This window comes from Sporosarcina sp. P25 (assembly GCF_002743235.1).
Classification (GTDB): Bacteria; Bacillota; Bacilli; order Bacillales_A; family Planococcaceae; genus Sporosarcina; species Sporosarcina ureae_B.
In genome coordinates, this window is the sequence record NZ_PDYV01000010.1 from 77,772 (window position 1) to 98,413 (window position 20,642).

General features: G+C 39.0%; 21 protein-coding genes, 1 riboswitch and 1 other annotated feature. Of the genes, 14 read left to right on the forward strand and 7 right to left on the reverse strand.

Features of this window, described 5'->3' with window-relative positions; translation table 11 throughout:
* The first annotated feature begins 257 nt into the window (after window positions 1-257).
* Window positions 258-1,946, forward strand: coding sequence for a methyl-accepting chemotaxis protein (locus tag CSV70_RS10370; protein WP_158232407.1), 1,689 nt, complete (start codon window positions 258-260; stop codon window positions 1,944-1,946).
* Window positions 1,947-1,980: 34 nt separating this feature from the next.
* Here CSV70_RS10370 and thpR read toward each other — a convergent pair whose 3' ends face one another.
* Complete coding sequence (gene thpR, locus CSV70_RS10375) at window positions 1,981-2,529, reverse strand: RNA 2',3'-cyclic phosphodiesterase (RefSeq protein ID WP_158232408.1); 549 nt, start codon at window positions 2,527-2,529, stop codon at window positions 1,981-1,983.
* A 176-nt stretch (window positions 2,530-2,705) separates the two neighbouring features.
* Between thpR and CSV70_RS10380 the strand changes: the two genes are divergently transcribed.
* Both CSV70_RS10380 and CSV70_RS10385 read left to right on the forward strand, forming a co-directional pair.
* Window positions 2,706-3,500 (forward strand): HAD family hydrolase, encoded by a 795-nt coding sequence (locus CSV70_RS10380; RefSeq protein WP_099628722.1) that lies wholly within the window; start codon window positions 2,706-2,708, stop codon window positions 3,498-3,500.
* A gap of 67 nt (window positions 3,501-3,567) precedes the next feature.
* Window positions 3,568-4,020: a small multi-drug export protein gene (locus tag CSV70_RS10385; protein WP_085131342.1), complete on the forward strand. Its 453-nt coding sequence runs from the start codon at window positions 3,568-3,570 to the stop codon at window positions 4,018-4,020.
* A gap of 36 nt (window positions 4,021-4,056) precedes the next feature.
* Here CSV70_RS10385 and serA read toward each other — a convergent pair whose 3' ends face one another.
* Window positions 4,057-5,643 carry a phosphoglycerate dehydrogenase gene (gene serA, locus CSV70_RS10390; RefSeq protein ID WP_085131341.1) on the reverse strand — a complete coding sequence of 529 codons (1,587 nt, stop codon included), beginning with the start codon at window positions 5,641-5,643 and terminating at the stop codon, window positions 4,057-4,059.
* Between the two features lie 134 nt (window positions 5,644-5,777).
* Window positions 5,778-6,003: a binding site (T-box leader), on the reverse strand.
* Between the two features lie 256 nt (window positions 6,004-6,259).
* Here serA and CSV70_RS10395 point away from each other — a divergent pair.
* Window positions 6,260-6,574: a thioredoxin family protein gene (locus CSV70_RS10395; RefSeq protein WP_085131340.1), complete on the forward strand. Its 315-nt coding sequence runs from the start codon at window positions 6,260-6,262 to the stop codon at window positions 6,572-6,574.
* Window positions 6,575-6,698: 124 nt separating this feature from the next.
* Here CSV70_RS10395 and CSV70_RS10400 read toward each other — a convergent pair whose 3' ends face one another.
* Window positions 6,699-6,968 (reverse strand): AbrB/MazE/SpoVT family DNA-binding domain-containing protein, encoded by a 270-nt coding sequence (locus CSV70_RS10400; RefSeq protein ID WP_085131339.1) that lies wholly within the window; start codon window positions 6,966-6,968, stop codon window positions 6,699-6,701.
* A gap of 150 nt (window positions 6,969-7,118) precedes the next feature.
* A riboswitch (SAM riboswitch) is annotated at window positions 7,119-7,225 on the forward strand.
* Window positions 7,226-7,317: 92 nt separating this feature from the next.
* On the opposite strand from CSV70_RS10400, the gene metA reads away from it, so the two are divergent.
* Window positions 7,318-8,226 (forward strand): homoserine O-acetyltransferase MetA, encoded by a 909-nt coding sequence (metA, locus tag CSV70_RS10405; protein ID WP_099628723.1) that lies wholly within the window; start codon window positions 7,318-7,320, stop codon window positions 8,224-8,226.
* Window positions 8,227-8,292: 66 nt separating this feature from the next.
* The gene (locus CSV70_RS10410) at window positions 8,293-8,997 is read left to right on the forward strand and encodes a YetF domain-containing protein (protein ID WP_369802578.1); all 705 of its coding nucleotides are present in this window, start codon (window positions 8,293-8,295) and stop codon (window positions 8,995-8,997) included.
* A 39-nt stretch (window positions 8,998-9,036) separates the two neighbouring features.
* Here CSV70_RS10410 and CSV70_RS10415 read toward each other — a convergent pair whose 3' ends face one another.
* Together CSV70_RS10415 and CSV70_RS10420 are read right to left on the reverse strand one after the other, a co-directional pair.
* Window positions 9,037-9,696, reverse strand: a complete 660-nt coding sequence (locus tag CSV70_RS10415) for an HAD family hydrolase (RefSeq protein WP_085131337.1) — start codon at window positions 9,694-9,696, stop codon at window positions 9,037-9,039.
* Between the two features lie 104 nt (window positions 9,697-9,800).
* A complete protein-coding gene (locus CSV70_RS10420) occupies window positions 9,801-10,373 on the reverse strand; it encodes a spore coat protein (RefSeq protein WP_099679260.1) in 573 nt (190 codons plus the stop codon).
* 209 nt (window positions 10,374-10,582) lie between these two features.
* Between CSV70_RS10420 and CSV70_RS10425 the strand changes: the two genes are divergently transcribed.
* Window positions 10,583-11,866, forward strand: coding sequence for a LysM peptidoglycan-binding domain-containing protein (locus tag CSV70_RS10425; protein WP_099628724.1), 1,284 nt, complete (start codon window positions 10,583-10,585; stop codon window positions 11,864-11,866).
* A 50-nt stretch (window positions 11,867-11,916) separates the two neighbouring features.
* On the opposite strand, the gene CSV70_RS16595 is transcribed toward CSV70_RS10425, so the two are convergent.
* Window positions 11,917-12,060 (reverse strand): hypothetical protein, encoded by a 144-nt coding sequence (locus tag CSV70_RS16595; protein WP_198166064.1) that lies wholly within the window; start codon window positions 12,058-12,060, stop codon window positions 11,917-11,919.
* Window positions 12,061-12,440: 380 nt separating this feature from the next.
* Between CSV70_RS16595 and gdhA the strand changes: the two genes are divergently transcribed.
* The 3 genes from gdhA (at window position 12,441) to CSV70_RS10440 (ending at window position 15,853) form a co-directional block, all read left to right on the forward strand.
* Window positions 12,441-13,823, forward strand: coding sequence for an NADP-specific glutamate dehydrogenase (gdhA, locus tag CSV70_RS10430; RefSeq protein ID WP_085131335.1), 1,383 nt, complete (start codon window positions 12,441-12,443; stop codon window positions 13,821-13,823).
* 142 nt (window positions 13,824-13,965) lie between these two features.
* Entirely contained in the window at window positions 13,966-15,171 is a 1,206-nt protein-coding gene (locus CSV70_RS10435) for an argininosuccinate synthase (protein WP_099628725.1), read from the forward strand.
* Between the two features lie 106 nt (window positions 15,172-15,277).
* Complete coding sequence (locus tag CSV70_RS10440) at window positions 15,278-15,853, forward strand: YdcF family protein (RefSeq protein WP_199171618.1); 576 nt, start codon at window positions 15,278-15,280, stop codon at window positions 15,851-15,853.
* Window positions 15,854-15,914: 61 nt separating this feature from the next.
* Here CSV70_RS10440 and CSV70_RS10445 read toward each other — a convergent pair whose 3' ends face one another.
* A complete protein-coding gene (locus tag CSV70_RS10445) occupies window positions 15,915-16,709 on the reverse strand; it encodes a histidinol-phosphatase HisJ family protein (RefSeq protein WP_085131333.1) in 795 nt (264 codons plus the stop codon).
* A gap of 152 nt (window positions 16,710-16,861) precedes the next feature.
* Here CSV70_RS10445 and hisZ point away from each other — a divergent pair, with 152 nt between their 5' ends.
* Genes hisZ through hisB form a run of 4 tightly spaced genes read left to right on the forward strand, consistent with a single transcriptional unit; the run spans window position 16,862 to window position 20,578 of the window.
* A complete protein-coding gene (gene hisZ, locus CSV70_RS10450) occupies window positions 16,862-18,094 on the forward strand; it encodes an ATP phosphoribosyltransferase regulatory subunit (protein ID WP_158232409.1) in 1,233 nt (410 codons plus the stop codon).
* Window positions 18,082-18,717: an ATP phosphoribosyltransferase gene (gene hisG / locus CSV70_RS10455; RefSeq protein WP_085131331.1), complete on the forward strand. Its 636-nt coding sequence runs from the start codon at window positions 18,082-18,084 to the stop codon at window positions 18,715-18,717. The genes hisZ and hisG overlap by 13 nt, the downstream gene beginning before the upstream one ends.
* Window positions 18,714-19,994: a histidinol dehydrogenase gene (gene hisD, locus CSV70_RS10460; protein ID WP_099627086.1), complete on the forward strand. Its 1,281-nt coding sequence runs from the start codon at window positions 18,714-18,716 to the stop codon at window positions 19,992-19,994. Before hisG ends, hisD begins: the two co-directional genes overlap by 4 nt.
* A complete protein-coding gene (hisB, locus tag CSV70_RS10465; RefSeq protein WP_099628726.1) occupies window positions 19,994-20,578 on the forward strand; it encodes an imidazoleglycerol-phosphate dehydratase HisB in 585 nt (194 codons plus the stop codon). The genes hisD and hisB overlap by 1 nt, the downstream gene beginning before the upstream one ends.
* The last annotated feature ends 64 nt before the right edge of the window (window positions 20,579-20,642 follow it).

A 20,642-nucleotide genomic window follows, 5' to 3' on the forward strand; every position in this document is an offset into this window, starting at 1 on the left:
CGTTAAAACAAGACTTTGGAACCAGTTTATATTTACTATTTACAGCACAAGGCTAGCCGAATTATACATATTAGTAACAACGTGTATCCTAATAACTAAAAATATGAACTGGTGAAAAATTCACATATACAATAATTGCTTTATTTTAGCGCAAACACCAAATATCCCTATACGAATATGAATAATGTGGAGTATAATTGGCAGTGTATACCAAATGTATATATAGATTGATGATTGAATAAGGGAGAATGTGGAATATGAAGTTTACAGTAGGAAAAAAGTTATGGGTTGGATTTATGAGTCTTGTCATTATTATCATTATTATCGGCTTAATAGGGTTCCTAGCACTAAAGAATGTTAATGAAAAGTATTCATTTTTAATTAACGACAGGATGCACAAAGTCATTTTGTTAGAGCAACAGCAAAGCGATCAAAATAACTTAGCTAAAAGTGTTAGAGGATATATGTTGTATGGCTCAGAATCTTACATAAAGGAACTAGAAGAAACTCAATCTCGTATAGAAGACCGCTTAAATGAATTACAGGAAATCCTAAAAAATAATACTATGCAGTCTGCATTGTTAACTATTCGTGAAGCGAGTGATGAATACGATCAAGTACTACTATCTATTATAGAAGAGAAACGTGCAGGGAATGATGATCAAGCGCTTGCTATTGGAACGAATGGTGCTAGTTATCAAACAACGATTTCCGACACGATCAATAAAATGACAGATTATCAAAGACAACAACAAGAAAAGCTGGAAAAGGATGTGGCGAAATATACAAAAAGTGCTACTTCGTTGATGATCATCTTAATTGCACTTGGGATTATTGGCAGTGTAGTAATCACGACGATCATCACTCGTTTGATTAGCCGTCCTGTTGGAAGAATGACAAATGCGCTAGCTGAAGTATCAGCCGGAAACTTTGCTATAGAAGAAGTGAACATAAAAAATCATGACGAAATTGGCGATATGTCTAAAACGCTAAATAAAATGGTTGCTGATTTACGCGGCATTATCGATCGAGCGAAAAATTCCGCTTTACATTTAGCAGCACAATCAGAAGAATTGTCTGCAAGCGCGGAAGAGAGTTTAGCTGCATCCGAAATGGTAGCAGAAATCACGGAAAAGAACTTACAGACGAGTGAAATGCAAACCAATATCGTCAATCAATCCACTGTCTCAATGGAGGAAATGATAACGGCCATTGATGTCATTACACAAGACAATGAAGAAATGTTGAATTCATCAGAAGATGTAGCGCGATTGGTGAAGGAAGGCTCGACTTTAATGGGAGAAACGACCAATCAGATGACGAACATCAGTGAAACAATTAGCAATTCCATGGTGACGATCAATAAAATGTCCAAACACACTGAAAGTATCCGTGGCGTCACATCGATGATTGCGGCAATTGCCGAGCAAACTAATTTACTTGCACTTAATGCTGCGATTGAAGCGGCGCGTGCTGGAGAACATGGTAAAGGCTTTGCTGTCGTAGCTGAAGAAGTACGAAATTTGGCGGAACAATCCAAGCAATCTACACAAGAGATTGGTCGAATGATTGATACAATTATTCATGACGTAGAAACAGTGGTGACGAGCACGGACGAAGGTAGAAAATGTGTGGCTGAAGGCTTATTGTCAACAGAGAAAACAAATGCCATCTTCTTGGACATCGAGCACGCAACATCAGACGTTAGTGAAAAAGTATCTACAGTATCAGCGGCAATTGAAGAGATTCGCGCGATGACAGATGAAGTAACTGATGGAGCTAAACGAGTAGAAGAATTGGCGATCCAAGCAGCAGCAGAAGCTCAATCTACTAGTGCTGCAACAGAAGAACAGTTAGCGGCTAATGAGGAAATCACATCCAGTTCACAAACATTAGCTGAACTTGCAGAACAACTTCAAAATGATATGTCACGATTTAAAGTGTAGTAAATCAGTAAAGAGTTGATTGCGTTGTTTGCAATCAACTCTTTTTTAATGGGAAATAAGCGAGGGCCTCATAGGAAGGAGTTTCCCTAGGATTAATCTTAAATAAGGTGAAACCTTCTATTATAATAGGAACAGGTTCAATAGACTTTTTTTCTAATTGCATTTTATCTGTAGTCTTGCGTTTTTTAGCTATCGTGATGTGCGGAACAAAGCGAGTGTCTTTTTCCAATTCAAGAATCTTTTCTGTACGTCTAGCGATTTGCTTTTGTAGTTCATATAAAGCTTCGGAACCTTGAACTGCTAGAAAAACAACACGCGGTCCGCTTGAAGATCCGAAAAATGATAAGCCTTTTACGTACACCGTGAATTCTGTATGCGATTTAGCGATTTTCTGAAGAGAAGATTTCAGCCAGGGAAGTTTGGCGTCATCAAGCTCTCCTATATAGCGCATGGTCAAATGCAAATCCTTATTGTGTGGAATTACTTTGTATTTCTCATTCAATTGATATTCTGTGCGAAATTGCTGGGCTATGTCATCGACAGGATGAGCAATAGAGATGCCGATAAAATAATGTTGTACCAATTCCAGCTCACCTCCTATTCAATAGGTTCCCTTACTCTCTAAAATATATGCATATTAGCGTAAAAAATCTGTGTATGGGCTGCGGTTTAGGGAACGTACTAACAAATCACGTAAGTAATGTGTATAATAAGAGTGGGATATAACAGAATTATTACAATTGCAAAGGGGATGTCACGATGATTAAAACATTGATTTTTGATCTGGATGATACATTGATATGGGATGCCAAGAGTATTTCCATGGCTTTTCAAAAAACATGTGAGTACGCGACAAAGAAAACAGGGGTCAATCCAGTAGAACTTGAGCATGCGGTGCGCCAAGAAGCAAGAGATTTGTATGCTACATATGAAATATTTCCACATACTCAAAATATCGGAATTAATCCTTTTGAAGGGTTATGGGGTGTTTTTGACGATGAGGGAGAAGAATTTCAGAAAATGAAAGAGATTATTCCGAGTTATCAAAAGGAAGCATGGGTTAAAGGGTTGAAGAAACTGGGGATTGATGATGAACCATTTGGTAGGGAATTAGCTGATGTATTTCCAAAAGAGCGCAAGAATAACCCATATATATATGAAGAGACGTTTGAAGTATTGGATAAATTGAAAGGTAATTACCAGTTAATTCTTCTAACAAACGGTTCACCAAGTTTACAACAGATTAAGCTAACGATCTCGCCTGAAATACCTGGTTACTTTGATCATATTATCGTTTCTGGTGCATTTGGTAAAGGGAAACCTGATGCATCTATATTCAAGCATGTTCTGGCATTAAGTGGTATCCAAGCAGAAGAAGCGTTGATGATTGGTGATAACTTGATGACAGACATTTTAGGTTCAAGTCGTGTCGGTATGCGTAATGTATGGATTAATCGAGAAAATAAACTACCGAATGATGAAGTGAAACCTACGTATGAAATCGATAACTTACATGGTCTTTTTCCTATACTTGCCGCATTAGACAACCGATGAGATTCTCTCATCGGTTGTGATTCTTTTCTACTTATTTTTCATTGATTGTAAAGCAAGGAGGGATTTAATGCTGGAATACATATTGGTGTTTTTAGGGGCGGCTATACCGTGGATTGAAATTATGATTGTCGTTCCGTTAGGTATTATTCGAGGTCTATCACCTATATGGGTAATAGTTCTTTCATTTGCGGGTAATATGGCAACAGTTCTTCTATTAATTGTTGGTTTCCAACATATTAAAGAATGGATGGCACGTAGAAAACAGAAGAAGGGTAAAGGTAAAAGTGAGTCAAAACGTCAACAACGTGCAGAACAAATTATGAACAAATATGGATTACCGGTTTTAGCACTTGCGGGTCCTATATTGATCGGAACACATATCGCGGCTTTTATTGGTCTCGTATTAGGGGCGAAGAAAATGAATACGGCAATTTGGTCGGCGGTCAGTATTGCGCTATGGTGTTTAGTGTTCGGAATTCTTACAGCTATGGGATTTGATTTCTTTGTCAATCACACATAAAAAATCCAGCTACTATGAGCTGGATTTTTTATATTCTTATAAATCAATTGCTTTTGCATCATTAATATTTTGGACTTCTTTAATATGCTTGATAGAAGTCGATTCGACGTGGTTGTCAACAGCTAACATCATGATAGCATAGCCGCCTTCAGTGGAACGTCCAACCTGCATCGCTGCAATATTGATATTCTCTTCTGCTAGAAGTGTACCTACACGACCGATTGCCCCTGGCTGATCCATGTGTCGGATAAATAGTAAGTGACCGCTTGGAATTACATCTACTACATAATCGTCCACTTTTACAATGCGCGCTCCAAGGCCATTTAGAAGTGTACCCGCTACTTTGCGAATACCTTTTTCAGTCACGATTTCTACTGTGATCAAGTTCAAGAAGCCTTTACCAGTAGTTGTTTTTTGCTCGTTCACTTTGATGCCGTAACGATCAGCCAATAACTTCGCGTTCACATCATTGACAGTTTCCCCAAGATTCCGCTTCAAAAGGCCTTTGACGGTGTTACGCGTTAACGCACGCACATCGTAGTTTGCCAATTCGCCAGCATATTGAATGTTGATTTCATGGATAACCGAGTTTTGAATTTGGGATAAGAACATACCTAGTTTTTCTGTAAGATCGAAGAATGGCTCGATTTTCGCCAATACATCACGAGAAACAGATGGCAAGTTCACTGGGTTACGAACAGATCCAATTGTCAAGAAGTTCACTACGTCACGGCTTACGTCAACTGCTACTGATTCTTGTGCTTCGAATGTACTTGCGCCCAAGTGAGGAGTTGCTATTACTTCAGGTAATGTCAACAATTTATGGTCTAGGAATGGCTCTTCTTCGAATACGTCCAATGCCGCACCCGCCACTTTACCAGCAACGATTGCATCGTATAAAGCATCTTCGTCAATGATTCCACCGCGTGCACAGTTGATAATTTGTACGCCGTCTTTCATTTTCTCGAATGCTTCTTTGTTGATCATTCTACGAGTTTCTTTTAGTAAAGGTGTATGAACTGTAATGAAGTCAGCTACGTCTAGCACTTCATCTACTGTCCCAATTTCTATGCCTAATTTTTTGGCAACATCTTCTGTTAAAAACGGATCATATGCGACTACATTCATACGTTGTCCTCTTGCACGTCTTGCCACTTCAGCACCGATGCGACCAAGCCCGATGATCCCCAAAGTTTTGTCTTTCAATTCCACACCAAGGAATGATTTTCTATCCCATTTATTGTTTTTTAACGAGTTGAAGGCTTGAGGGATTTTGCGCGCCATAGACATCATCATGGCGACTGTGTGCTCAGCTGCAGAGTTTGTGTTGCCATCCGGAGCATTCACAACGATAATTCCTTTTTCTGTAGCCGCGTCCAAATCAATATTATCGACACCTACACCTGCACGACCGATGATTTTTAATTGATCAGCTGCTTCCAACAATTCTTTTGTAACAGTTGTCTGACTACGAACTAGTAATGCATCGAAATCTTTGATACGTTCTTTCAGCTGATCTGGTGTTAGGTCAGTCTCCATTACAATTTCAAAACCTTCTGCTTGTCGTAGTGGGAAAATTCCGTCCTCGCTAAGTGGGTCACTAATAAGTATTTTAAAAGCCATGATATTCATTCTCTCCTTTGATTGTTTGTAGTAGAATTTTTGTTGGAAAACTATGTGTGATTGATCGTATATGTAAGTTGTACGCTACCCCCCTTATAGGTAAAATAAAAAAGCCTTCCATCCCTTACGTATAAGTAAGGGGCGAAAAGCTCGATAAACTAACGCGGTACCACCCTTGTTTTGCTGCAGATGCAGCCTTCATTCAGCATGCGTAACGTGCATGTGACGGATTAGCCTACTAAGATGTTCAGCCAATCAATTCGGAAGTGCCTCCAACCTCGGAATTTGCTGACTTACACCACTGCATCAGCTCTCTAGAAAATTCTTTTTAGGAAGGTATCTCTTCGTCAAAATTGTTTAACAACTATTAATTTAGAACTAATCATAACACGTCAAAAACTATTGTCAATTGCTTTTCCGGAAAAAATGAAAAACTGTTAAATGCGAACGTAGTTATTGAATTATTTGTGAACGTTCGTGTCTGAGAGGTTATTTGTAAAAAAACATCTTTAATTTAACTAAGTGGAAGTAAATAACGTAAGTCGTTTGAAGGGAAGAAGTGCAGGTAAGAGTGTTATAATGGGCTTATACTATTCATTTAGAGGAGTGTTGGGAATTGAAAAAACTAGAATCACTAGAGCAATTCGAGCAACTTAAACAAGAAGAAAGAGTGATTTTCTTATTCACTGCAGACTGGTGTCCAGATTGCAGAGTGATTGAACCATTCTTGCCAACATTAGAAACAGAATTTGCGGAGTATGAATTTGTCTCGATTGATCGTGATGATTTTATAGATCTTTGCAGTCAGTTGGATATATTCGGTATTCCTAGCTTCGTGGCATTCAGTGAAGGAACAGAAACAGGTCGTTTCGTCAGTAAAAATCGTAAAACGAAAGAAGAAATCGAAGAGTTTATTAATAGCTTAACGTAATGTAATCGGACTACATGAAGAGATATTGAGACAATTAAACAAAAGGACTGAAGGCAACTATAAAAGTTGTTTTCGGTCCTTTTTATATTAGAAAAGATGCCACAATAAGATCTTATTTCTTGTATTACGTGAACTCTTTCAGTTGCTCTATAAGAATTTTAGCGCCTTGTGGACTGATGTATAGACCGTTTGACAATAGTTTGTTTTCATCCATCACATCACCCGTGATAAAACACGCTCTGTTGGCCTGAAATTTTCTCAAAATGATTCTATCATCTTCTACGAAAATTTCGATCGGATCGCCCTTATCGATCGACAAAGAATTTCGAAGTTCTTTTGGAATGACAATTCTGCCGAGATGATCAACTTTACGAACAATACCTAAAGACTTCATGAGCTCCTCCTCGAAGAAATGTAGTTGGTAGTTTCTATTATACACAAAAATATACTATCTACAATTTACAAAACTTAAATGCGCAGAACAATTTGACAATTCCGCTATACAATTAATTTATTAATGCTATAATAGGCAGTAATTAAATATTTCTTATCAAGAGAAGCTGAGGGATTTGGCCTGATGAAGCTTCAGCAACCTCTGTATATACAGGAAGGTGCTACCTCCAACAAGATTGTTGTCTTGAGAGATAAGAACGGTGAATGGTCAACCCTCATTTTCTTATCTAAGAGAAATGAGGGCTTTTTTGTATAGAAATAGAATAACTGAACGTCAAGGGGGAAATAGAATGCCGATTAATATACCAAAACATCTACCAGCAGGTGAATTACTGAAAGAAGAAAAAATCTTTATTATGGATGAAGAACGTGCGACAACACAGGATATCCGCCCGATCAATATTTTAATTTTGAACTTGATGCCTGAAAAAGAAAAGACAGAGCTTCAATTGCTGCGATTGCTTGGTAATACACCTTTACAAGTGAATGTCACATTTCTCAATACAGCTACCTATGTTTCGAAAAACGTCAGTCAGAATCATTTAGAAACGTTCTATACTACTTTTGAATATGTCAAAAATCGTCGTTTTGACGGTATGATTATCACAGGTGCTCCAATCGAACTTCTACAATTTGAAGATGTAGTCTATTGGAAGGAGCTAGAAGAAATTATGGAATGGACAAAAACGAACGTCACATCTGTTCTTCATATTTGTTGGGGGGCACAAGCGGCTCTATATCATCACTACGGAATTGACAAATTCGAGTTGCCGAAAAAGTGTTTTGGAGTATTTTCACATGATATTACCGATCCAACAGTGAACTTGGCAAGAGGGTTTAATGATGTATATGTTGCCCCACACTCACGCCATACGGGAGTTTCATTAGAAGAAATAAAGAATCATCCTGATTTGACCCTGCTTTCTGCTTCTGAAGATGCCGGCGCATTCATTGTGATCTCAAATGATGCAAAACATATTATGGTAACTGGACACTTAGAGTACGATGCACACACATTAGGGGATGAATACGCTCGCGATATAGAAAAAGGTGCTGACATTGATGTTCCTGTAAATTATTATCCGAACGACGATCCGTCCAAAGAACCTATGAATACTTGGCGATCCCATACGCATTTATTGTTCTCGAATTGGCTCAATTACTATGTCTACCAGAAAACTCCTTATAACTGGAATTAAAAGAATTAGTGTATAAATTTCTATAGTTTGCACATACTCCGATTACCGGAGGTGTATGCAGTGAACATAGATGAATTTTGGCAATTGGCTTTTTGGGAAATGACTTTACGAACGGTGATCTCATTTGTTGTGCTGTTGATTTTGGCGCGTTTTATGGGGAAGAAACAAGTGTCACAATTGACTTTCTTTCATTATGTGACAGGTATAACAATCGGTTCGATTGCGGCCAATTTGGCGGGAGAGTCTGAAACGCCATTCTTGAATGGTTTATATGGAATGGTCTTATGGGCAGTATTAACAATTCTTGCTAACTTTTTATCATTCAAATCCATTAAACTTCGTGTATTACTCGATGATAAACCGATGATTGTCATTCAGAACGGAAAAATCCTAGAAGGTTCCATGCGTAAATTACGTTTGAGTTTCAATGATATAAATATGATGCTACGAGAGCAGTCGGTATTTTCTATGAAAGACGTCAATTACGCGATATTCGAAACGAATGGTAATTTAAGTGTCATGTTGAATGCAAGTGAGAAATATGCGACAAAGAAAGATATCAAAGCCCCAGCACCACAGCCAAAATATATTCCGACCGAAATTATTACTAACGGGAAAGTAGAAGAGAAAAATATGAGAGAACTTCAATTGACTGATACTTGGTTAACTGAGCAACTAAAAAAACAAGGGATTTCCAAACCAGAGCATGTTCTCTACGCAGAAATTCAGTCAGATGGCAGTTTGTATATCAATACATTAAAATCGACTTGACGTGAAGAGCCCTGACATAATCAGAGCTCTTCGCGTTTTTTATAATATTTCCCAATTTCTTTGTTTGGCCACTGCAGTAAGTTTTTTATCTGGACGAACTGCTACAGGGTACCCAACTTGCTCTAAGACTGGAAGGTCGGAAATGCTGTCACCATAAGCAAAGCTATTATCCCAATCGACAATTTCTCCAAGTAGTGCTTGATAAATTTGTTCGTTTTTACGTGTACCTTGAATATGTAGGAAAGGCTGATCCATCGCTAATTGTTCTCCATTTGAAGGGATGTCTGTGCCGATAATTCGATCAAATGTCAAGTGACTTGTGACTGCTTTTAAAAAAGGAGTATAAGCTCCAGAAACTAGTAAGATATGGTATCCCTCTTTTTGATGTTCTACTAGTCGGTTAATGACTTGTTCATTGAAGTCAGGCAACATCACGTTATGCATACCTTTAAAATACTCATGTAGTTCTGCCATCGTCAATGAATCCAATGCTTGTAGATAAAGGAACATAGAGCGTTCTTTCATAATAGACTCAGGTAGTATTTTTAGTTTATAGCGAACATAAAGCGGTAATATCGATCGAAAAAAGTTTCGGTAATACTTCTTGTGCGTAGGATGATTCTTTAATTGCTCCATGAGTAATTTAAAGGTTTCTTTAGTGTACAACGTACCATCAAAATCAAAGATCGCAACTTTCATATAGACACTCCTTCATTTGTATTCTTCTACATAGTATACAAATATAGGGAGTGTAAAAGCAAAAAAGCAGATGAAGAAGAACTCCATCTGCTTGAAACATTAACTTATTGAAGGTTGTTCGGCATACCGGGTTGACCTTGTGAAGGTGCAAATGAATTAAGCAACATATTCATATCCTGATCATTTAATTGAGGTACTTGATAATAGTGATGTTTGTTTTGGTAAATTGACAACTCGTACGCCATTTCTATACAGTTAGGCACGGAATCTGCCAGTACACGGCGAACGACTGGATTACATACTTCTAATGAAGCAGCTGTTTTGCCTGTAGCGCCTTCTTTCTTAGCGCCAAGTAAAAAGCCGGAGATGATTTCATCACTGATTTCACCTGTGGATTGAATGGGCTTAGAGGGTGCTTTTTCTTTCATACCGTAAATGAAGTCGCTACTTGCTTTCATTTGATAGCGCTGCGTAGGGTGTGAAGGATCTTTGCCTGTTTTGAAACTTTCGACGAGAATATTGTACTCATCCAACGCGAATCGGTACTGTCGATCAAGAATATCTAAAAGTTCTGGATCTTGGACGTGTGGGCGTAAAATCATCGCTTGGTTCAATGCTCCGACTGTCGCGCTAAGTACTTCTTTGACATCAAATAACTCATGTCCACCGTGATTCATCGATGGGGAACTTGTCCGCCTTGCATGTTTTGAGATGTTTCGAATTGATTTGTCAAATATTTTTCCTCCTTCAATAGTCATGTACATCGAAAATAGTATGTGAAGTAATCGAAAGCTTATTCATATGAAATTGTATTGGCGACTCAAGCATAGTTCTTAACGCGCCATCATATCATAAGGATAGAACTCAGGAAGGGTAGTGAAGATACATGCAGATTCATGTAGTTTCGCAAGGTGAGAGTTTGTATGAAATCGGTAAAATATACGGTGTGCCATACGAACAAATAGCAGAAGTTAATGAACTAGAAAGTGATATCCGATTAGCTGTAGGACAAGCACTTGTCATACCAATAATAGGTTCTTATTATTGGGTGCGACCTGGAGATAGTCTCTATACAATCGCACAAAGATATGGTCTAACAGTTGCGCGCTTGGCAGAAATTAATGCAATCAGTCCCACCAGACCATTAATGATTGGTCAGCGTCTGTATATACCACAAGAAGTGAAAACGAGGATTGATTCATTATTATATGTAGAACCGCGTAATCCAGTCAGTCAAGATATGCTGGCGGAAGTTCGTGAACGTGTCGATGACCTTACGTATCTCGCCATGTTCAGTTATGAAGTACAACGTGACGGCTCACTCAAAGCACCTGCTCTAGCAGATATTCCGACTATCGCAAAAAACGCAGGTGTTGTAAATATGCTAGTTCTGACGAATTTAGAAGACTATACATTCAGTGCAGATTTAGCGCATGTTCTTTTTACTGATCAAGCAGCGCAAAACAAAATGATTCAAAGTGCAATTGATGTAGCAAAAAAAATCGGATATGATGATATTCACTTCGACTTTGAGTTATTATTCCCTGAAGATCGGGAATTATATAATCAACTATTACGCAATGCACGCGATCAAATTCATAAAGCTGGCCTTACGATTTCTACAGCACTTGCACCAAAAGCGGGGGAAGTAACGACAGGTATTTATGGGGCCCATGATTATAAAGTGCATGGAGAAATTGTAGACTTCGTTGTATTGATGACATATGAATGGGGATATACGTATAGTGCACCACAAGCTGTAAGTCCAATAGGTCCAGTCACCAGAGTAGTAGAATATGCCGTTAGTCAAATGCCAAATGAAAAAATTTTTTTAGGTCAGAATCTATACGGCTATGATTGGACAGCCCCATTTGGTCAACCGGATAGTAAAGCCGCCAGAGCATTAAGTCCACGAACTGCTACTAATCTAGCAATCGAGCAGAATGTTGCAATTGAATACGATGCACTAGCCCAGGCGCCGCATTATACGTATTACGATGAACAAGGAACGGAACATGAAGTGTGGTTTGAGGACGCACGAAGCATTAACGAGAAGTTTAACTTGCTGAAGAAATTCAAGTTGCGGGGAATCATGTACTGGAAACTCGGCCTTTCATTCCCACAAAACTGGCTGTTATTAGAAGATCGATTTACTATCCGGAAGCGATAAGTATAAGAGCCTTTCCTTAAGTAAAAGGAAAGGCTCTGTCATATGAGTTCTCACTCGTTATTTAACAATTTCATAGCGCTTTGGAACATATCCATATCCGGATTTACGAGTAAAGCAGGTAGGAGAGCAAAAGTCATGATCAGGAGTAAGTTCGCTCCTAAGATTGATCGAATTGTACTTGTTTTCTTTGTCATAGCGCTTCGCCTCTTTCTTTTCGTATTGTTCTCACTAGTATGTGTATGCGCTTACATATATAACCTCACATAGCTCGTTTGAATAGTTTAATAATACTCTCAATTCAGTCGAATGTAAATAATAAAGTTGAAGATAGTACATAAAATCGACACAAAAGTTAAGTCAAAACCCAGATATTATAAAAAAATCTTGTAACTTGCTATCTTTTCAGTGATAATATTGAAATACAAAGAAATATTTAGAACAATTAAAATTCAATTTATCTAGTAGAATTTACTCTTTAATCATATAAGTATTATAAAGTCATAGCCTCTGAGTAAATGAGCGACTAGTCAGTCGACAATTTTTAATTATTAACTAAGGAAAGGAATGATCGCAAATGACAAAGATTGGTGAGGTAGAATATAATAATCGCAAAAAAGCAAATGATTACGTTCATAATGTATATGAACTGGTGAAGAAAAGGAATCCAGATGAGAAGGAATTTCTACAAGCGACAAGAGAGATTTTTGATTCTCTTCGTCCAGTCTTTGCTAAGCATCCCGAATTTATGGAGAACGGAATTCTAGAGCGAATTACAGAGCCAGAACGAATTATTTCTTTCCGCGTAGCGTGGGAAGATGATAAAGGTAAAGTACAAGTAAATAGAGGGTTCCGTGTTCAGTTCAATAGTGATCTTGGGCCTTATAAGGGGGGACTTCGTTTCCACCCTTCTGTAAATAATAGCATTATGAAATTCCTCGCATTCGAACAAATATTTAAAAATGCGTTAACAGGGCAGCCAATCGGGGCAGGTAAAGGTGGATCTGATTTCGATCCAAAGGGGAAGTCTGATCGTGAAGTCATGCGCTTTACACAAAGTTTCATGACAGAGCTTAGCAGACATATTGGACCTGACATTGACGTGCCGGCAGGTGATATTGGTGTAGGTAAACGTGAAATCGGCTATCTATTTGGTCAATATAATCGCATTAAAGGTGGCTACGAAGCAGGTATTTTAACAGGGAAAAACCCCGACCACGGTGGAAGCCTCGGTCGGAAAGAAGCAACTGGTTACGGTACCGTATACTTCGTTGATGAAATGCTGAAAGAAAACAATCTTTCATTGGAAGGTCAGACTGTTGTAGTTTCCGGCTCAGGTAATGTTTCGACATATGCAATGGAAAAAGCTATGCAACTTGGCGCGAAAGTTGTAGCATGTAGTGATTCTGATGGCTATATCTATGACAAGAACGGAATTGATCTTGACTTAGTGAAGGAATTAAAAGAGTACGGCAATAAACGTATTTGGGAATATACGAAAGAACGTCCTGATGCAGAGTATCATGCTGATTGCACAGAAATTTGGTCTATTCCATGTGATATTGCACTACCGTGTGCTACACAGAATGAAATCGATGAAATTGCAGCACATATGCTGATTGCAAATGGTGTAAAAGCAGTGGGTGAAGGCGCTAATATGCCTTGTACAATTGAAGCGATTGTGATTTTTCAGGAGCATAATGTATTATTCGCACCAGCAAAAGCTGCTAATGCTGGCGGTGTAGCTGTTTCCGCTATGGAAATGTCTCAGAACAGTCAGCGTCTATCATGGTCAGAAGAACAAGTAGATATGCATTTGAAAGAAGTTATGCAGAACATCTATAAAGACTGTAGTACTGCAGCAGTAGACTATGGTAAACCAGGCAATCTAGTAATGGGCGCTAACGTAGCAGGCTTCCTAAGGGTAGCCGATGCAATGGTTGCACACGGAATTCGATAAGTAATATAAAACAGACACATTTTTTACATAATGTGTCTGTTTTTTTTATCCATTCTTATTGCGTTACGAATGAAATATGTTATTATAAAAATACGTTAAGTTGAATAAACATACATTCGCTTGCATGAAAGGGGATTCACCCATGGAAAAGAAGAAAGTCGTTTTAGCCTACTCAGGCGGTTTAGACACATCAGTCGCAATTCAATGGTTAACGGATCAAGGATATAGCGTAATAGCAGTCTGCTTAGATGTTGGCGAAGGGAAAGATCTCGATTTCATTAAAGAAAAGGCTCTTACTGTTGGAGCAGTTAGCAGCTATGTTATTGATGCACGTGAAGAATTCGCACAGGACTTTGTACTTCTTTCATTGCAAGCTCAAACATATTATGAGAATAAATATCCGCTTGTCTCTGCGTTATCACGTCCGCTTATTTCCAAGAAGTTGGTGGAAATAGCACATCAGGAAAAAGCCGCTGCGGTGGCTCATGGATGCACAGGAAAAGGAAATGACCAGGTACGTTTTGAAGTGGCAATCAAGTCACTAGATCCAACGCTTGAAGTCGTAGCGCCAGTGCGTTCATGGAGCTGGTCACGTGAAGAGGAAATTCATTATGCGCAAGAACATAATATTCCAATACCCATTGACTTGGATAATCCATACTCGGTGGACCAAAATTTGTGGGGGCGTGCAAATGAATGCGGGATTTTAGAGGACCCATGGGCAACACCTCCGGAGGACGCATTTGGTTTGACGGTTTCCATTGAAAATGCCCCAGACACCGCTGATATAATCGAGATTGGCTTTGAACAAGGCGTTCCGATTACGATTGATGGGGAAAAGTATATATTAAGTGAACTGATTACAAAATTGAATGAAATGGCTGGAAAACATGGCATTGGTCGTATTGATCATGTAGAAAATCGTTTAGTCGGTATTAAATCTCGTGAAGTATATGAAGCACCAGGAGCTATTACGTTGTTGAAAGCGCATAAGGAACTTGAAGATTTAACGCTTGTAAAAGAATTAGCGCACTTCAAACCGATCATTTCACAAAAACTTGGAGAATTGATTTATAACGGACTTTGGTTCTCTCCTTTGCGAAATGCACTTGAGGCATTCATTAAAGAGACACAGCAATATGTCAATGGTACAGTTCGTGTAAAATTATTCAAAGGTCATGCAATAGTAGAAGGTCGTAAATCTTCCAATTCGCTATATGATGAGAAACTAGCTACTTATACATCTGATGATGAGTTTGATCAAGCGGCAGCGGTTGGTTTCATTAAGTTATGGGGACTACCTACTGAAGTGCATAGTATGGTCAATAAAAAGCAAATCGTGAAGTAGCTTTAAAGATGGATATCAAGAGCAACGCGGCCAAAAGCTTCGCTGCTCTTTTTTGGAACTACTTTTCATTCGTAGCCGTCTTATGGACAAAGTAGGAGGTAACTGAATGAAGAAGTTGTGGGGTATAGCCATAATAGTAGTTTTAACCATTGCGGGACTGGGGATGTTTTGGATGTTACCGGAGGATCGAATAAAACAAGCACAACAGATGAAAGCGAATGGAAACTATGACTATGCAATCATCCTAGGTGCCAAAGTGAACGGAGAAGAACCTTCGCTATCATTACAGTACCGTTTGGAAAGTGCTGTGGAGTATGCAACACAATATCCGCATGTCCAGTTTGTACTTTCAGGCGGACAAGGAAAAGATGAAGACATTAGCGAAGCTGAAGCGATGTATCGCTATCTTCATGAACATGGTATTGAAAAAGACCGGTTAATTATTGAAGATCAATCCACTTCTACATATGAAAATTTGCAATTTAGTCAGAATATCATTCCAGAAGTGGTGGGAGTGACTATCATCAGCAGTGATTACCACTTGGCAAGAGCAAGATTTCTTGCAAGACAGATTGGATGGGAGTCTGACGTCGTTGTGGCGAAGACGCCTGAATCTGTAAAGGCAAAAGTAGCAATTCGGGAGCGTTTGGCTTTGTTGAAAACATGGGTATTCAGGAAATAAGCGTATTTCAAAAAAAAAGTGACGAAATTCCAAAGAAGTTTTCGTCACTTTTCTTTCCAGTTTATAAAGATGAAATTTTATGGAATTCTGGATGACCATCTGTGAAAGTAGCTAAATAATTAAAGCCGATTGACTGGTATAACTCCAAAGATTCCTTGAACTCATGTGCGATTTCTGTCGTTCTATGCGCATCTGAACCAAGTGTAATAATTTCGCCTCCACATTGTTTATACAAACGTAAAATATCTTCACTTGGCATATTATGCGGCAATCCGTAGCGAGTTCCCGAAGTATTCAGTTCAATCCCTTTACCTTCTGGTATAATAGTATTGAAGATCTTTTCTAAATAATCATGAAATAGATTAGTTGGTGGTTGATCAGTATAGCGTTTAATCAAATCGGCGTGGCCAAGCACGCTGTAACGTTTATAATGCTGCACACAATACAATAATTCCTTGTAATATGTCTCAAAAGCTGCCTCTGTTGAACGATCTTCAAATAGCTCACGATAGTGAAGGGATTTATTTTCGACTGTGTGAAGCGAACAAATGACGAAATCAAATTTATGCTCGTCCATCAATTCTTCATAGAGATGTAATAGGTCAGGTTGCAAGCCGATTTCGACACCTTTTTTAATAGTCAGTTGGCCATCGAATTGTTCATTCAATTGGAGAATCTTTTGTGCATATTCAATTTTGTCGAAATCGAAATGAATCGTTTCATCTGGATATTCATAATCGACGTGATCGGTGAAGCAAATTTCGGTTAGGCCTTTAGCGATAGAAGCTTTAGCCATTTCTTCCATTGGGATTTCACAATCCGCTGAAAATGCGCTGTGCATATGATAATCAAACATAGTATACATTCTCCTTTTCTATAGTACATATTGTAGCAGATGATCCATGCTACTAACAGTTGACAATGCTCTATATAACCATTATAGTAATAATTTACTTTAGCGTAGTAAAGCGATGAAGTTTTTTTATATGAAAGGCGGTAGAAGATATCTTGTATTCTGAAATTCTTGAAAATGAACATGAACAGCATGAAAAGATCATTGGCATATTAGGTAAACGATTCACTACATATGGCTATAAGCGCATTAAAACATCCGCATTTGAACAATATGATTTATATTCCAATGTACGTACTTCAATCAATCAAAACGAAATGATCAAAGTGATTGACTATACGGGTGAAGTACTCGTATTGCGACCGGATGTTACAATCCCATTGACACAGCAACTCGTCCTGTTACGTGATAACTTACCTGAAGAAATGCGTTATTATTATGTTCAGGAAGTCTTTAGACAGACGTTCCAGGAAAGCGAGAATATCGGCAAAACACAGGCTGGAGTCGAGTTCTATTGTGAGAGTTCACCAGTATCAGATGCTGAAACGATTATGCTTGCATGTCACGCATTACGGGATGTTGGTTTCTTGGATGTGAAAATTGAAATTGGCTATGCGGGATTCTTCAATGAATTAATTGCAGACTCCGATATTACTGCAGAGCAAACGGCTGAACTCAAGATGTTGATTCAAGCAAAAAATGTCGTGGAAATAGGTCCATTCTTACAACAATTATCAATTGATCCTTCTATTAAAGAAGTACTCGAACAGTTACCTCTATTATATGGTGCACCTGAAGTGGTATTTGAAAGACTACAAAACTTACAGGTTAGTGAATTGGCACAGGATGCAATCAACTATTTACAACGAACATGCGATATCGTCGAACTGTATGGCTTAAAGAAGCATATCGTCATTGATCTCGGTTTGATTAACCACATGGGATATTACTCGGGAATTATTTTTCAAGGCTATGTAGAGAATTTCGGCAAGCCGGTACTGATGGGTGGCCGTTATGATGCACTAAGTGAAGAATTTGGTGTGAAATTGCCAGCGATTGGTTTTGCATGTGAAATCGAATCATTAGTTAAAGCTTCATCTAATAAGGGCCAAAAAGAAAGATATAGCATCGATGTGACTGTATTGTATGAGGAAAGCCGTATTAAATACGCAATTGATATTACGAATGAGTTGAGAGAGCGTGACTATCGTGTCATATCTAAACCTTTGATCGATGCGGAACAACAGAATGACAGTCTTTATACAGTTCAATTAACAGAACAGCAAAATAAACTACTAGACCATGAAGAAACAAAAGAGTTCACTGACTTCAAACAACTGCTTGATTTAATCGCAAGCAAGAAAGGGGTACCTGAATGGATTATTTAACAGTAGCAATGGCGAAAGGGCGAACCGCAGAGCGCGCGATGAAATTCCTTGAAAGATCTGATGTATATTTTTCGGAATTCACTGATGAAAGCCGAAAGCTCGTCATTTATGATGACAAACAAAAGATCAAACTAATATTTGTTAAAGCCGTAGACGTTCCAGTTTACGTTGAAAAAGGGGCAGCGGACGTAGGGATTGTTGGAAAAGATGTCATGATGGAAGATCCTCGTGATGTTTATGAATTACTGGACTTAGGAATCGGACGTTGTAAATTGGCGGTAGCAGGATACCCCTTTACACCAGTTGAAAATATTCCATTTCTAACGGTAGCTTCAAAATATCCATTAGTTGCGAAAGAGTTTTTCGACAAAAAAGGTATCCGTACTGAAATGATCAAATTGAATGGATCGATTGAACTCGCGCCATTAATCGGCATGTCAGATGTCATTGTCGATATCGTCGAAACGGGTACAACATTAAAAGAGAATGGACTCGTTGTCTTGCAGGAAGTGGCGGATGTCAGTGCCCGTTTGATAGTAAACAAAGCAAGTTATGCTACGAAAACTGAAGATATCCAGCAGTTCATCAAAGATATGAAGGAAGGCTTGGAGGTGCGTTCATGAAGATCATTCGTGGAGCTGAATTTACAGAAGAACTACTAAGACGCGAAGATTCTAATCAAACGGATTTAGAATTTGATCGCAACGTTCTGTCCATTATCGATCAAGTTCGTTCTGAAGGCGACAAAGCGGTTCTGGATTTCACTGAACGTTTTGACGGAGTAAAGCTGGACAGCTTGATTGTCACAGAAGAGGAAATCAATGAAGCACAACGAGCAGTTACGAATGATTTCTTCCGTGCATTGCGCTCAGCAAAAGAGCGTATCACGACTTATCATGAAGCGCAAAAAGAACAATCATGGTTCTTGAATCCAAATGACGGCATCATGCTTGGTCAGAAAGTAACACCCATTGATAGTGTTGGAATTTACGTCCCGGGTGGAAAAGCTGCCTATCCGTCGACGGTCTTAATGAATACATTGCCAGCGAAAATTGCAGGTGTCGGACGAATTTCTATGGTGACACCACCACAACGTGACGGCAAGATTAATCCTCACGTTCTAGTGGCAGCGAAAGAAGCGGGAGTCGACCGAATCTATAAAATAGGTGGAGCACAAGCGATAGCTGCTCTAGCATACGGAACAAAGACAATTGAAAAAGTCGTCAAAATCACTGGTCCTGGGAATGCCTACGTTGCAAGAGCGAAAAAGTGGGTGTTCGGTGATGTGGCCATCGATATGATTGCTGGACCAAGTGAAATTTGTGTCGTAGCAGATGCCAATACTAATCCAGTTTATGCAGCAGCAGATTTGCTGTCCCAAGCAGAGCACGATGAGCGTGCCGCGGCAGTTTGTATCACGACGAGCGAGGTATTTGCGACCAAGCTTTCTAAAGAAGTTGAACGTCAGCTAGCGGAACTCGATCGTAAAGAAATTGCAACACAATCTATAGAAAACTTTGGACGGATCATTGTAGTCGATTCTCTGCAAGAAGCATTTGATATCGTGAACCGTTTAGCACCCGAACATTTGGAGCTAATGATTGATAATTCTATGGAGCATTTGGCTGCTATACGAAACGCAGGAGCGATTTTCTTAGGTCAGCACTCGCCTGAAGCATTGGGTGATTATATGGCTGGACCGAATCACACATTACCGACGAGTGGAACGGCAGCATTTTCTTCTCCGTTAGGTGTATATGATTTCATGAAAAAGTCGAGTATTATCTACTATTCCGAGAACGCTTTGGCAGAAGTGGCAGATGACATCATTACATTAGCAGATGCTGAACAATTAACAGGACATGCCAAGTCTATTAAAGTACGAAAGGCAGGATACTAATGCGTAAACAACAATTAACACGTAAGACAGGCGAAACATCTATAGAAATGGACTTTTCGTTAGACGGTACAGGAAAGACGAATATCAACACAGGTGTTGGATTTTTCGATCATATGCTGACGGCATTCGCAAAACACGGACGCTTTGATCTATCTGTAACATGCGATGGCGACATTGAAGTAGATCAACACCATTCTGTGGAAGATATCGGTATCGTACTTGGACAATTATTTCACCAATGCATTGGCACAAAAGAAGGTATTGAACGTTTCGCTTTAGTTTCCACACCAATGGACGAAGCGCTATCCACAGCATCCATTGACATCAGTGGTCGCTCATTCCTGGTCTTTAATGTGGACGGAATGAAAGACAAAGTAGGAGAGTTCGACACAGAACTAGTCGAAGAATTCTTCCTAGCGTTCACAAACAACGCCAAAATCACATTACATATCAACTTGAACTACGGGAAAAATACACATCACATTATAGAATCCGTATTCAAAAGCTTCGGCCGCGCTCTACGTGTTGCCAGCACCATCAACCCAGACGTAAAAGGCATACCTTCTACTAAAGGTTCTTTGTAATAAAGTTTTACGGTTTTGAATCTTGAAAATTATACTATGTATAAGAATATACTAGTTGATCGGA

Bases quoted from the DNA above. Each gene is read 5' to 3' on its own strand.
- CSV70_RS10370 (WP_158232407.1), top strand. From the start codon at position 258: ATGAAGTTTACAGTAGGAAAAAAGTTATGGGTTGGATTTATGAGTCTT.
- CSV70_RS10380 (WP_099628722.1), top strand. From the start codon at position 2,706: ATGATTAAAACATTGATTTTTGATCTGGATGATACATTGATATGGGAT.
- CSV70_RS10385 (WP_085131342.1), top strand. From the start codon at position 3,568: ATGCTGGAATACATATTGGTGTTTTTAGGGGCGGCTATACCGTGGATT.
- serA (WP_085131341.1), bottom strand. From the start codon at position 5,643: ATGGCTTTTAAAATACTTATTAGTGACCCACTTAGCGAGGACGGAATT.
- CSV70_RS10400 (WP_085131339.1), bottom strand. From the start codon at position 6,968: ATGAAGTCTTTAGGTATTGTTCGTAAAGTTGATCATCTCGGCAGAATT.
- metA (WP_099628723.1), top strand. From the start codon at position 7,318: ATGCCGATTAATATACCAAAACATCTACCAGCAGGTGAATTACTGAAA.
- CSV70_RS10415 (WP_085131337.1), bottom strand. From the start codon at position 9,696: ATGAAAGTTGCGATCTTTGATTTTGATGGTACGTTGTACACTAAAGAA.
- CSV70_RS10420 (WP_099679260.1), bottom strand. From the start codon at position 10,373: ATGAATCACGGTGGACATGAGTTATTTGATGTCAAAGAAGTACTTAGC.
- CSV70_RS10425 (WP_099628724.1), top strand. From the start codon at position 10,583: ATGCAGATTCATGTAGTTTCGCAAGGTGAGAGTTTGTATGAAATCGGT.
- CSV70_RS16595 (WP_198166064.1), bottom strand. From the start codon at position 12,060: ATGACAAAGAAAACAAGTACAATTCGATCAATCTTAGGAGCGAACTTA.
- gdhA (WP_085131335.1), top strand. From the start codon at position 12,441: ATGACAAAGATTGGTGAGGTAGAATATAATAATCGCAAAAAAGCAAAT.
- CSV70_RS10435 (WP_099628725.1), top strand. From the start codon at position 13,966: ATGGAAAAGAAGAAAGTCGTTTTAGCCTACTCAGGCGGTTTAGACACA.
- CSV70_RS10440 (WP_199171618.1), top strand. From the start codon at position 15,278: ATGAAGAAGTTGTGGGGTATAGCCATAATAGTAGTTTTAACCATTGCG.
- CSV70_RS10445 (WP_085131333.1), bottom strand. From the start codon at position 16,709: ATGTTTGATTATCATATGCACAGCGCATTTTCAGCGGATTGTGAAATC.
- hisG (WP_085131331.1), top strand. From the start codon at position 18,082: ATGGATTATTTAACAGTAGCAATGGCGAAAGGGCGAACCGCAGAGCGC.
- hisD (WP_099627086.1), top strand. From the start codon at position 18,714: ATGAAGATCATTCGTGGAGCTGAATTTACAGAAGAACTACTAAGACGC.
- hisB (WP_099628726.1), top strand. From the start codon at position 19,994: ATGCGTAAACAACAATTAACACGTAAGACAGGCGAAACATCTATAGAA.